This is a genomic window from Kitasatospora sp. NPDC002543, assembly GCF_053594915.1.
The window spans coordinates 1-11,356 of sequence record NZ_JBSFWR010000164.1 but is presented as its reverse complement, the minus strand read 5'-3'; the positions used below and the strand labels follow the sequence as shown (position 1 = coordinate 11,356).

Below are 11,356 nucleotides of genomic sequence, written 5' to 3'. Positions count from 1 at the left end.
GGCGTGAGGTGCGGTTCGAGGCGGTGTCGCAGGAGGCGTACCGGGCGGTGCTGGTGGAGGCGGGGCTGCCGGAGGACTTCGCGGAGCTGTTCTCGGTGATCCTGGACGGGCGCAACGCGTCGCTGGGTGACGGGGTGCGGCGTGCGCTGGGCCGTGAGCCGCGGGACTTCGCCGACTACGCCCGTGAGGCCGCCGCCTCCGGCGTGTGGAACGCGTGAGCCGACCCGTCCGGGCGGCTCGAACCACCCGCCTGCGGGCGGGCGTTCGCCCACGGGCGGGCGTTGACTGAGAATCCGAACGGACTCTGGAGGTCTGGTCATGACGGACGGCACGACGGTCTGGTCGACGGAGCAGGGGCTCCGCGCCCTGCCCGAGCAGCTCAAGGGCTTCGGCCTGATGCACGTCGCGATGCGCCGGGACGCGGCACGGCTGACCGCCGCGGCCCGGCGCGGCGCGACGGGCTCCTCCGCGGCGCTCGCGGAGTGGTTCGGGCGGCTGCGCTCGGTGATCGACTGGCACCACCACAGCGAGGACGAGATCCTCTGGCCGTACCTGCGTGGCCGGGTGGCGGGCTTCGACGGCAGCGGGGTCCTGGAGGAGGACCACGAGGCGCTGGACGCCTCGATGCGGCGGGTCGCCGGGGTGCTCGGCTCCGGGCTGCGCGCCGAACTCCCGGAGGCGGCAGAGGCGTTCGAGAGTCTGGTGCGCGAGCACCTGCGGCACGAGGAACCGGTGGTCTTCCCGGCGCTGGCCGGTCTGTCGGTGGACGAGTACCTGCGGGTCGAGCGCCGGATCATCGGGAGCGCGCCGACCCAGGTGATGACCTACCTCCAGCCCTGGATGTTCGACGGCGCGGACGCGGCCTCGGTCCGCGCGGTCTCGGCGACCATCCCGGCCCCGGTGCGGCTGCTCGGGCGGACCGTCCTGGACCGGCGGTACCGGCGCGGGCTGGACGCCGTGCTCTGAACCGGGCCCGGCCCCTCGGCTGCCCCGGCCCGCCCGCCCGGCCCGCTCCGGCGGGCGGGCCGGCCCCGCCTCGCAAGCCGACGCAAGTGCCCTGCCGGGAGCCGGGGTTCCGGTTGTCGCGGTTCCCTTGCGCGGCTCCCCGCACGGTGGGCGGTGTCGAGTGTTCCACGTTCGCCGGCGCCGTACCCGCGGAGCCGGAAGACTGAGAGGGTCCTGAGATGCGTTCGGATCAGACCGCCGTCCCGCTGTCGTACACGGCGTCGTCGGCCATCGGGGGTGCGGGGGTGGGGAGTTCGGTGCGGGCTGTCGGGCAGAGCAAGGCGGCCGGTCCGCTGCTGACGGGTGCCACCGTCGCGATGGGCCTGATGGCGGGGCTGTTCTTCGCCTTCGACGTGTCGGTGATGCCGGGCCTCGCGGCCGGGGACGACCGCACCTACGTGACGGCGATGCAGCACATCAACAAGTCGATCGAGAACGGGCTGTTCGGCCTGGTCTTCGTCGGCGCCTTCGCGGCGACCGGCCTGGCGGCCTGGCTGCTGAACAAGGCCGGCCGGCGGCAGGCGGCGCTGTGGGCGGCCGTCGCGACCGTGCTCTACGTGGTGGCGCTGATCGTCACCATGGGCGTCAACATCCCGCTCAACAACGAGCTGGCGGCGGCCGGCGACCCTTCGCAGATCCACGACTTCGCCGCCGTACGGGCCAAGTTCGCGGACAGCTGGGTGCCGGTCAACATGCTGCGCACCGCGCTGTGCACCGGCGGCCTGCTGGCGCTGACCCGCTCCCTGGTGCTGCACGGGCGCTCCGGCCGCTGAACGGCGCCCCGCAGGTACCCCGCAGGCGCCACCGCCGTGCCCGTCCGCCTCGTGCGGGCGGGCACGCGCGCGTCCGGGGAACCGTCCGCGCGCGCCCGCCGCCGGGCCGGTGCGGGGCCCGGTGCGCTGGGGCGTGCGCCGGTGCGCCGGGTCGGTGCGTTCGCCCAATTCACTTGGTGAGACACCGAGTTGGTGAACGCTTCCGATGTGGTGGAGCATAGGCCGGGCCCGGTCTGTTGCGGTGCGCTTGCGCCGCGGCCGAGGCGCCGTACGGCTGCTTGGGAGGAGGCGGTTCCGGTGGCTCCGGTGGAACGTCCGTTTCTGGTCCGGGGAAGGGCGGTGCCCCTGGCCAGATACCTGGCGGAGGAGGACATCGAGGGCCTGGTGGCCTGCTCGTGCATCGGGAACGAAGTCGGCATCGATCTCGCGGACACCAGGATCCTGGTGAGCCTGGTGGACGTCGCCGACGTGGTGCGGCTCAACTTCCACATGGTCCAGGACGGCCCGGCCAAAGCCCGCTCCTGGTCGCGCCGGCTGCCGGCCGGCACCGGCCCGCGCGAGATCGCGTCCCGGATAGCGCTGGACGTGCGGGCCCTGGAGCGCGAACTGGCGCCGCTGCGCCGGCGCCCGCCCCGGCCGGCGCCGGAGGCGGGGGCGGAGCGGCACCGCCGGGACTGAGGACCGGCGGGGAGGCGGACGACCGGGCAGGCCCGGCTCCGGCGGAGGGTGCGCCGCAGCCGGGCCTGGCCCCTGATGTTCAGGGGCCGTGCGGGGCAGGGGAGTTGGCTTCCGCATCCGGAGGATCGGCTCCCACTTGTCGCGCGTAGAAACGTTCTTCCGCCGTACGTCTGGCCGTTGCCCGTGACGACCGGTAGGGATCTGGTGGCGCTGCTAGAACCTCAGCGCCCGACCTTTCCCATCCGTGGTCACACCGCCGGGCCACGAGCCCGGACGGTGGTCAGGAGTCAGCCTCATGCGGAGCACCCCGAACGCCCGGACCAACCCCAGAACCCCGCGAGCGCGGCGCCGAACGTCGGCGGCGGTCTCCACCGCGGCCGTGGTGGCGGCGCTGGTGGCGCTGCCCACCGGCGTGGCGCAGGCCGCGTCGCCCGACGTCGTGATCAGCCAGGTGTACGGCGGTGGCGGCAACTCCGGCGCGCCGTACGCCAACGACTTCGTCGAGCTGTACAACCGCGGCACCGCGCCGGTGTCCGTCACCGGCTGGACGGTGCAGTACGCCTCGGCCGCCGGCTCCAGCTGGACGAGGACCACCCTCTCCGGGACGATCGCGCCCGGCCACTACTTCCTCGTCCAGGAGGCCGCCGGGAGCGGGGCGGGTGCCGCGCTGCCGACGGCGGACGCCACCGGGACGATCGCCATGTCCGCGACCTCCGGGAAGGTCGCCCTCGTCACCAACGGCACGGCGCTGACCTGTGCTTCGGGCTGCGCGGGGCAGTCCGGGGTGAAGGACCTCGTCGGCTACGGCACCGGCGCGAGCTCCGCCGAGGGCACGCCCACCGGCAACCTGTCGAACTCCACCGCGGCCCTGCGCGCCGGCGGCGGCGCCACCGACACCGACAACAACGCGGCGGACTTCGTGATCGGCGCGCCCGTGCCGCGCAACTCCGCCTCCACCGGCGGGGGCACCCCGAACCCCGGCGGCACCCGCATCCACGACATCCAGGGCGCCGCCCGGGTCTCCCCGCTGGCCGGCAGCGCGGTCAGCGCCGTTCCCGGCGTGGTGACGGCCGTCGGCCCGAACGGCTTCTGGTACCAGGACCCGCAGCCCGACAACGACCCCGCCACCAGCGAGGGCGTCTACGTCTACACCGCGGGCGCGCCCTCGGTCGCGGTCGGGGACTCCGTCACGGTCAGCGCGACCGTCAGCCAGTACCGCCCGGGCGGCACCGGCGGCACCAACAACCTGTCGATCACCGAACTGACCGCGCCCACCGTCAGCGTGGTCGCCCACAACGCGGCGCTGCCGGCCGCGACCCTGGTCGGCCCGGGCGGGCGGATACCCCCGTCCGCGGTCATCTCCAGCGTCACCTCCGGCGACGTCGAGACCGCCGGGAACTTCCAGCCCGCCACCGACGGCCTGGACTTCTGGGAGTCCCTGGAGGGCATGCGGGTCGAGATCGACGACGCGGCCGTGGTCGGCCCGTCCAACAAGTACGGTGAACTGCCCGTCGTCCCGCAGGGCAGCGGCACCCGCACCAACCGGGGCGGCATCCTGCTGCAGGCGAACGACGGCAACCCGGAGCGGGTCGTCCTCGGAAAGGCGCTCGCGCCCACCCCGACCGCCAACGTCGGCGACACCCTGACGGGCGCCACCGTCGGCGTGCTCGACTACGCCTTCGGCAACTTCACCCTCCAGGTCACCTCGACCCCGGCGGTCACCCCCGGCACCACCGCGCCCGAGACCACCGCGACGCCGACGGCCGGCCAGCTCGCCGCCGCCACCTTCAACGTGGAGAACCTGGCGCCGTCCGACCCGCAGAGCAAGTTCGACGGCCTCGCGGCGGGCATCGTCGGCAACCTGCGCTCGCCCGACCTGGTCGCCCTGGAGGAGATCCAGGACAACAGCGGCGCCACCGACGACGGCACGGTGAGCGCGACCCAGACCCTCGCCAAGCTCACCGCGGCGATCACCGCGGCCGGCGGCCCGGCCTACTCCTACCGCGAGATCGACCCGGTGGACGGCCAGGACGGCGGGCAGCCCGGCGGCAACATCCGCCAGGTCTTCCTGTTCCGCACCGACCGCGGCCTCTCCTTCACCGACCGCGCCGGCGCCGGATCCACCACCGCCGACTCCGTGGTGAACGCCGGCGGCACGCCGCAGCTGGCCTACTCGCCCGGGCGGATCGACCCGACCAACGCGGCGTTCGCGTCCAGCCGCAAGCCGCTGGCCGGTGAGTTCCGCTGGAACGGCAAGCCGGTCTTCGTGATCGCCAACCACTTCAACTCCAAGGGCGGTGACCAGCCGCTGTTCGGCCGCTACCAGCAGCCGTCCCACCCCTCGGAGAGCCAGCGCCACAGCCAGGCGGCCGTGGTGAAGGACTTCACCGACCGGATCCTCGCCGTGGACCCGAAGGCCTCGGTGATCGTGCTCGGCGACCTCAACGACTTCGAGTTCTCCCAGACCGCCGACATCCTCACCGCGGGCGGAGCGCTCACCGACCTGCCGCGCACCCTGCCGCTGCCCGAGCGCTACACCTACGTGTACGAGGGCAACTCGCAGGTGCTGGACCACATCCTGATCTCGAGCGCGCTGGCGGCCACGGCCTACAGCTACGACATCGTGCACATCAACAGCGAGTTCAGCACCCAGCTCAGCGACCACGACCCGCAGGTGGTGCGCATCCCGCTGCCGTAGCGGGACCGGCGCGCGGCGCCAGCCTCCCCGGTGGGGCCTCTTCCCGAGGCCTCCCCGGGCGGGGCCGGTGGCCGGCTACGCGCCAGGGATCCCGTCCGGGCGGAGGGCGTCGAGCACGAGCGCGAGCCCGAAGGCGAACTCGTCGGCGTAGTCGTAGCCGGGCTTGAGGACGTGTTCGGTGGCCAGCTCGGCGAGGTGGGGGTAGGCGTCGGCGGGCATCCCGTCCAGGATGGCGCCCGCGACCTCGGCCGACTCCGCCCCGCCCTTGAAGGGCAGGGCGACCTCCTGGAGCACGAAGCCGTACAGGTAGCTGTCGATCAGCGAGACGGCGTGCGCGGTCATCGGCACGGAGAACCCGCCGGTGCGCAGCGCGCCGAGGACGGCGTCGTGGTGGCGCAGGGTCGCCGGGCCGGGCCGGACGCGGGAGTCCATGAGGCCGATCGCCCACGGGTGGCGCAGGAGGGCGGCGCGCGCGGAGACCGCGCGCCGGTGCATGGAGCTCTTCCAGTCGGTGCCGAGGGGCGGGAGCTCGATCTCGCCGAACACCGCGTCCACCATGCCGTCGAGGATGTCCTCCCGGCCCGCCACGTGGTGGTAGAGCGACATCGCCTCGACCCCCAGCGGCTGGGCGATGGCCCGCATGGTGAGCGCGGCGGACCCCTTCTCGTCCGCCAGCTCCACCGCCGCCCGGATCACGCGCTCACGGCTCAGCGGCGTACGGGCCGGTGTCCCGCGCCGGCCCTTGCCTCCCTCGGGCATCCGGCCCCTCCTCCACGTCCATTGACTGCCTTACGGGGTAAGGCTAACGTGCCTTACAACATAAGGCTGCACTGTCCGTGAAGGGGCTGCGCCATGGGCGGGGAACACGTGGGGAAGGTCTGCGTCATCGGGGCCTCGGGGAAGCTGGGGCAGTACATGGTCGGGCACGCGCTGGAGCGCGGCTACGAGGTGGTCGGCGTCTGCCGGGAGCGCAGCGTGCCGAAGCTGGCCGCCTTCGAGGGGCGGATCACCGTCGTCCCCGGGGCGACGAACGACCCGGAGGTGGTCCGCCGGGCGGTCGCCGGGTGCGACGGGGTGCTGACGGTGCTGGTGCCCTGGGGCGTGCGGCAGTACTCGTCGGGTACGGCGCAGGCGGTCCTGGACCACGCCCGGCCGGGCGCGCGCCTGGTGTTCTCCTGCGGCTGGCACATCACGCGCGACGGCAAGGACCGCTACTCGCGGCTGTTCACCCTGGGCCTGCGGATCGCCACCGCCCTCGGCAGGCTCGTGCGCGTCCTCGAGATCGACGACCAGGTGGAGGCGTGCCGAAGGGTCTTCGCCAGCGACACCCGGTGGACCGTGGTGCGCGGCAGCGACCTGGAGGAGGGCGAGAGCCAGGGCCTGCCGGTGTGGAGCCGGCACGTGGGCGACCCGGTGCTGGCGAGCAACCTGACGCGTCGGGTGGACTTCGCGCTGTTCATGGTGGAGGCGCTGACCACGGACGCCCTCGTCCGGGAGGCCCCGGCGATCGTCGGCCGGCTGACCCCCAGCGCGCTCGCCCACGCCGACGCCACCCGCGACCGGGGCTGAGGGCGGCCGGCTCCGGGCGGACCGTCGTCGGGATCCCGATGCCGGTCCCGATCCCGAGCGCGCCGGTGGCGGGGAGCCGGCCCGGGCCGACTCCCCGCCACCGGCGTCCTGCGGTGCGGGACCCGCTCAGCCGAGCAGGAGGAACTTGGTGGCCGTGGACCCGCGGTAGAGGCTGCAATCGGTGTTCTGGGTGGTGCTGCTGTAGGTGAAGCCCCGGGGCACGTCACAGGCCCACAGGCCGCTCACCGGCTTGCGGAGGTGGAAGGCGTTGGACTGGCCGCCGCCCTGGGTGATGTTGCAGGCGGTGCCCCAGCTGATGTAGTCGTAGGTGAACTCCGGGGTGCCCACGCAGGCGGTGAGACCGTCCACCGGCTTGCGCAGGTGGTACTGGTTGGACGGCACGCCGCTGATCTCGCTGCACGCGAGGCCCCAGGTGATGGCGTCGTAGACGAAGCCGGGCGCGCTCTTGCAGGCCGTCAGGTTGTCGACGGGGGTCCGCAGGTGGAACTGCGGCGAGTTCCAGGTGCCGGTGCCGCTGCAGTTGCGGTTCATCGAGACCTGGTCGTAGACGTAGCCGGCCGGGATCTCGCAGGCCCAGGCGCCGTCCAGGCCGGTGGTGGAGGCACTCGCGGGGGCCGCGGCGACCGCGCCCGAGAGCAGCAGGGCGAGTGCGGCCAGTGCGGCGAGCAACAGGCGGACGGGGCGGGGACGTGTGGTGGGCATGGCTCTCCCAGGGTCGTGGCCGGTGGGGGCGTGCTGCGGGAACGGTTGAGCTGGTGCCAACGTACGGGCGGGCAGCCGGAGTTGCGGCCCGCCGACGGTTCTAGCACGACGGCGCCGCGGCCACCCGGGGAACCGGTCGACTCGGGCGGATCCGTGGAACCTCGGCCGGAACCCGCCGCCGACACGGCGGCTCCCGGCGGTGCCCCGGCGGTGTTCCGGTGGTGTGTTCTGGTGGTGTGTTCTGGTGGTGTGTTCCGGCGTCAGTGGGCGCCGAACACCCGATGGGTGAGGGTGGCGATGAGCCCGGCGACCTTCACCTCGACCACGACGTCGCCCCGGGTCCACGTGGTCGTCGCGTCGTCGGGTGCGCCGAGCGCGTTCAGCACGGCCACCGACAGTCTGCCGCGGTCCTTCACCTCGGGGATGAAGGCCACGAACCCGAGTTCGCCCCGGCCGTTGAAGGAGTACTGGGTGTGCATCTCGATACCGCAGAACGCCTCGGGGCCGGTGCCGGTCAGCCACCACTCGTCCCGCTGGTGCGCGTTCGGGAAGCGGGCGCGGAACTGTGCGACGGTCGCTCCCCAGGGCAGGCCGTTCCAGCCCTCTTCGAGCCCTGTCGGGCTCGCGTCGGCCGGGGCCGGGGCGGCCGGGAGCGGGTCCGTCGGTCGGCCGCGCCGGAAGGCGAGCCGCGACAGGCCGCGTCGGCGCGGGGGCGGCTGGGGGCCGGCGGGACGCCCGGGTCCGGCGTCGGCCAGGGCCGCGGCGTCGCGCACCATCGTGGTGACCGGCTCGGGCAGCCAGTCCCGGTCCGTGCCGGCTCCGGTGCCGGTTCCGGTTCCGGTGAAGGCACGCATGATGTCGGCCGTCGTGGGCCGGGCGGTCGGGTCCTTCGCCAGGCAGGCCGCCACCAGGCCGCGCAGCTCGTTGTCGGTCCCGGACAGGTCGGGCTCCTCCTGGGTGATCCGGTACATCACGGCGACGGCCGGCCCTTCGCCGTCGAACGGGGAGGTGCCCGTCGAGGCGAAGGCGAGCACCGACCCGAGGGAGAACACGTCGCTGGCCGTGGTCACGGAGGCGTTGCCGCGCGCCTGTTCCGGGGACATGTAGGCAGGTGTGCCGCGTACGGCCCCGGTCGTCGAGTGCGCGGTGGCGTCCAGCGCCCGGGCGATGCCGAAGTCGATGATGCGCGGCCCGTCGGCGGCCAGGATGACGTTTCCCGGTTTGAGGTCGCGGTGCACCAGGGCGCACTCGTGGATGACGCTCAGCCCTTCCGCCAGCCCGGCCGCCAGCACCCGCAGAGTCGCGGTCGGCAGCGGCCCGTGGGCGGTGACCGCGGCCTGCAGCGTGGGCCCGGGCACGAAGGCGCTGACGACCCAGGGGCGGTCCGCGAACGGGTCGGCGTCGACCACCTGGGCGGTGAAGAAGCCGCCCACCCGCCGGGCCGCCTCCACCTCCTGGGCGAAGCGCCGGCGGAACCCCTCGTCGTGCCCGTACGGCGCGTGGACCAGCTTCACCGCCACCGGCCGCCCGCCCGGGGTGCGTCCCAGGAACACCTGCCCCATCCCGCCGGCCCCCAGCCGTCCCTCCAACCGGTAGGCGCCTATCCGCTCAGGGTCGCCCGGCCGCAACGCTTCCATCGACTCTCCCCGTCTTCCGGCGGCATCCCCCGGATGCTTTCAGACGCGGACGCGCCACCGCTCGGGAATCCGCCAACACCCCGAGCCGTGGTGCGACTTGGGCAGAGGTCACGCCGAGCCCCGGCACCGCTCGGCGGATCGCCCCGCGGATCGCCGCGCGGATCGCCCGGCGGGCATCGCGGACGGTGGCTCCGCGGGAGCGGAGGAGGGTCGCTGCGATGCCGGTGCGAGGAGCCGTCCCGTCAGCGCGTCACGGGCCAGGACAGGCTCGAGGTCAGCTTCTCGCGCAGTGCCGGGTCCGTGACGGCCGTGGTCGGGTCGGTGGCGACGGCGGTGAGCAGGTGCGGGCGCCAGCGCGGCCCGGTCAGCTTGAGCTCGGACAGGTCGAGCGCGGTGCGGCCGGCCAGCCGGGGCTGCTCGCGCCCGTCCAGGTACCAGCGCAGCCCGGTGCCGGGCACCGGGAGGTCCACGGTGAGGCGGTCCGCGGCGGTGAGCGGACTGCCGCCCGCAGTGCGGCTGGTGAGCGGGGTGGCGTGCCGGTAGAAGCCCGCGATCATCGCCTCGCGCCCGGGCAGATTGAACTCCCGCCCGAGCGAGCGCATGATCGAGTTCTCGGTCGGCCGGTAGAGCCCGGTGGGGTAGTAGCCGCCGCCCTCGTACGCGCCGACGGTGCCGCCGTCCGGCGAGGCCTGGCCCAGCCAGCGCGCCCACTTGGAGCCCTGCTGCCGCATCCGGTCGGCGGTCAGGGTGCTGATGTTCGGTTCGACGGGTTCGGCGCCCTGGTACGTCCCCTGGCCGTCGTACGCGTACTCGTCGGCCAGCTTGCCCAGCGAGTGCCCGGTCTCGTGCACCGCGATCTGCCCGGCCTTCGCGTTGCCGCCGGCCACGGTGGCGATGCCCTCGTAGCCGAGCGGGGACTTGATGTCGTTGTAGCCGGCGCCGCCGTACTTGGCGGTGTTGGCCACCACGAGTACCAGGTCCGCCTGCGGGGCCTTCGCGGCGTAGGCGTCGACGGCCTTCTCGTCCACGCAGAGCAGCCGCTCCACGCCGTCGCACCAGAAGTACGAGCCCAGTGCGGTGTGCCGGACGGTCGCCTGGTCCGGGTCCCCGGTCACCCCGGACTCGGGGGAGACGGCGGACACCGCCCAGACGTTGAACAGCGCGCGATAGGTGGCGTAGGGCTCGACGGACGTCATCTCCTGCCACTTCCGGGCCGCGTCCGCGCGGAACTTCTCCTGCTCCTGCGCGGTGTACCCGTCGCCGATCACCACCACGTCCAGTTTGGCGGCGGGCTCCCCGTTGCGGACCAGTGCCGTCACCTCGCCGTCGCCCTGTATCGGCGCCACGCCCTGGGGGCGGCCGGCGAGGTAGGGGGAGGCCGACGGCGCCTGGGCGCGGGAGATGCCGCCGTCCTCGGCGAACACCTCCACCTGACGGGTCGCCGCTGTGCCGCCCGCGGGGAGGCTCGTCGGTGAGTCGTCCGCGGGGCGACTCCAGGCCGGTGCGGTGCCCAGGGCGGGCCCGGCGAGTACGGCGGCGAGCAGGGCGGTGGTGATCCTGGCGGTGGTGCGGTGCACGGGTATCCTCCCGGAGGGAACGGTCTGTGGCCCGCCCCCTTCCCATGTCGAGGACCTGACAACCCTGCCTCAGTGCGGGTGGCCGTTTGAGCGGTGCAGGTGGTCACGCCCCTCCGCATCGGTGAACTCGACCTCGAACGACAGGCCCATCCCCTCCAGCGCCGCGAGGAGAACGCCGACGCGGCCCGGATCCACGAACCCCGCGAAGGTCACCGGACGCACCGGCAGGATCTCCAACTCGGCGAAGGCGCACTCGACTTCGTACTCGGTCCGGCTCGACAGCCGGACCCGCCAACCGGCGCCCCGGAACAGCTCGGCCGCCCGCCGCGCGTCGGCGGCCGAGGGCAACGACCCCCAGACGTTGTGGCCGAGGTCCAGGCGGGCCAGGGCGGCGCCGTCCAGCCGAGGCCCGTCCGTTCCGGCGGTGGAGAAGCTCATACCGGACGGTACCAGCCGGCGCGACCGCCCCCGCAAGCGGAATTCCGCGCGGACCGGCCCCTGCGGCCACCCCGGATGTGCCCCCGTCAAAAGGAGACGGAAAGCGCGATGAGCCGGAAGCACTTCGAGAGTGCCCGGCTCATTCACGGTTTTCGATATGCGGGTCTCGTTGTGGTGTTTGTGGTTAGGGGAAGATGTTTTGGCCGGGGGTGAGGGTGTGGGTGGGGTCGTAGGTGTTTTTGGCGTTGGTGAGGGTGG

Annotated in this window: 10 protein-coding genes and 1 pseudogene; 6 read left to right on the top strand and 5 right to left on the bottom strand. The window is 73.5% G+C overall.

Annotated elements, in window-relative coordinates:
• The 5 genes and pseudogenes from ACWD4P_RS36535 to ACWD4P_RS36515 all read left to right on the top strand — a co-directional run.
• A pseudogene (locus ACWD4P_RS36535) lies at positions 1–218 on the top strand (NmrA family transcriptional regulator); the annotation flags it as partial.
• 100 nt (positions 219–318) lie between these two features.
• Entirely contained in the window at positions 319–966 is a 648-nt protein-coding gene (locus ACWD4P_RS36530; protein WP_359828845.1) for a hemerythrin domain-containing protein, read from the top strand.
• A 218-nt stretch (positions 967–1,184) separates the two neighbouring features.
• Entirely contained in the window at positions 1,185–1,778 is a 594-nt protein-coding gene (locus ACWD4P_RS36525) for an anthrone oxygenase family protein (RefSeq protein WP_449782595.1), read from the top strand.
• Positions 1,779–2,117: 339 nt separating this feature from the next.
• The gene (locus ACWD4P_RS36520; protein ID WP_359828843.1) at positions 2,118–2,456 is read left to right on the top strand and encodes a hypothetical protein; all 339 of its coding nucleotides are present in this window, start codon (positions 2,118–2,120) and stop codon (positions 2,454–2,456) included.
• 295 nt (positions 2,457–2,751) lie between these two features.
• The gene (locus tag ACWD4P_RS36515) at positions 2,752–5,154 is read left to right on the top strand and encodes a lamin tail domain-containing protein (protein WP_449782594.1); all 2,403 of its coding nucleotides are present in this window, start codon (positions 2,752–2,754) and stop codon (positions 5,152–5,154) included.
• 75 nt (positions 5,155–5,229) lie between these two features.
• Here ACWD4P_RS36515 and ACWD4P_RS36510 read toward each other — a convergent pair whose 3' ends face one another.
• Positions 5,230–5,913 carry a TetR/AcrR family transcriptional regulator gene (locus ACWD4P_RS36510; protein WP_449782593.1) on the bottom strand — a complete coding sequence of 228 codons (684 nt, stop codon included), beginning with the start codon at positions 5,911–5,913 and terminating at the stop codon, positions 5,230–5,232.
• 93 nt (positions 5,914–6,006) lie between these two features.
• On the opposite strand from ACWD4P_RS36510, the gene ACWD4P_RS36505 reads away from it, so the two are divergent.
• Entirely contained in the window at positions 6,007–6,723 is a 717-nt protein-coding gene (locus tag ACWD4P_RS36505) for an NAD(P)-dependent oxidoreductase (protein ID WP_449782592.1), read from the top strand.
• A gap of 126 nt (positions 6,724–6,849) precedes the next feature.
• Here the strand turns inward: ACWD4P_RS36505 and ACWD4P_RS36500 are convergent, their stop codons facing one another.
• The 4 genes from ACWD4P_RS36500 to ACWD4P_RS36485 all read right to left on the bottom strand — a co-directional run bounded on the left by ACWD4P_RS36500 (position 6,850) and on the right by ACWD4P_RS36485 (position 11,098).
• Positions 6,850–7,446: a hypothetical protein gene (locus ACWD4P_RS36500; protein ID WP_449782591.1), complete on the bottom strand. Its 597-nt coding sequence runs from the start codon at positions 7,444–7,446 to the stop codon at positions 6,850–6,852.
• Between the two features lie 260 nt (positions 7,447–7,706).
• The gene (locus tag ACWD4P_RS36495; protein ID WP_449782590.1) at positions 7,707–9,083 is read right to left on the bottom strand and encodes a serine/threonine-protein kinase; all 1,377 of its coding nucleotides are present in this window, start codon (positions 9,081–9,083) and stop codon (positions 7,707–7,709) included.
• Positions 9,084–9,325: 242 nt separating this feature from the next.
• Complete coding sequence (locus ACWD4P_RS36490) at positions 9,326–10,660, bottom strand: M64 family metallopeptidase (protein ID WP_449782589.1); 1,335 nt, start codon at positions 10,658–10,660, stop codon at positions 9,326–9,328.
• 69 nt (positions 10,661–10,729) lie between these two features.
• Positions 10,730–11,098 carry a hypothetical protein gene (locus ACWD4P_RS36485; RefSeq protein WP_449782588.1) on the bottom strand — a complete coding sequence of 123 codons (369 nt, stop codon included), beginning with the start codon at positions 11,096–11,098 and terminating at the stop codon, positions 10,730–10,732.
• Positions 11,099–11,356: the final 258 nt, after the last annotated feature.

Bases quoted from the DNA above. Each gene is read 5' to 3' on its own strand.
- ACWD4P_RS36530 (WP_359828845.1), top strand. From the start codon at position 319: ATGACGGACGGCACGACGGTCTGGTCGACGGAGCAGGGGCTCCGCGCC.
- ACWD4P_RS36500 (WP_449782591.1), bottom strand. From the start codon at position 7,446: ATGCCCACCACACGTCCCCGCCCCGTCCGCCTGTTGCTCGCCGCACTG.
- ACWD4P_RS36510 (WP_449782593.1), bottom strand. From the start codon at position 5,913: ATGCCCGAGGGAGGCAAGGGCCGGCGCGGGACACCGGCCCGTACGCCG.
- ACWD4P_RS36525 (WP_449782595.1), top strand. From the start codon at position 1,185: ATGCGTTCGGATCAGACCGCCGTCCCGCTGTCGTACACGGCGTCGTCG.
- ACWD4P_RS36515 (WP_449782594.1), top strand. From the start codon at position 2,752: ATGCGGAGCACCCCGAACGCCCGGACCAACCCCAGAACCCCGCGAGCG.
- ACWD4P_RS36485 (WP_449782588.1), bottom strand. From the start codon at position 11,098: ATGAGCTTCTCCACCGCCGGAACGGACGGGCCTCGGCTGGACGGCGCC.
- ACWD4P_RS36505 (WP_449782592.1), top strand. From the start codon at position 6,007: ATGGGCGGGGAACACGTGGGGAAGGTCTGCGTCATCGGGGCCTCGGGG.
- ACWD4P_RS36495 (WP_449782590.1), bottom strand. From the start codon at position 9,083: ATGGAAGCGTTGCGGCCGGGCGACCCTGAGCGGATAGGCGCCTACCGG.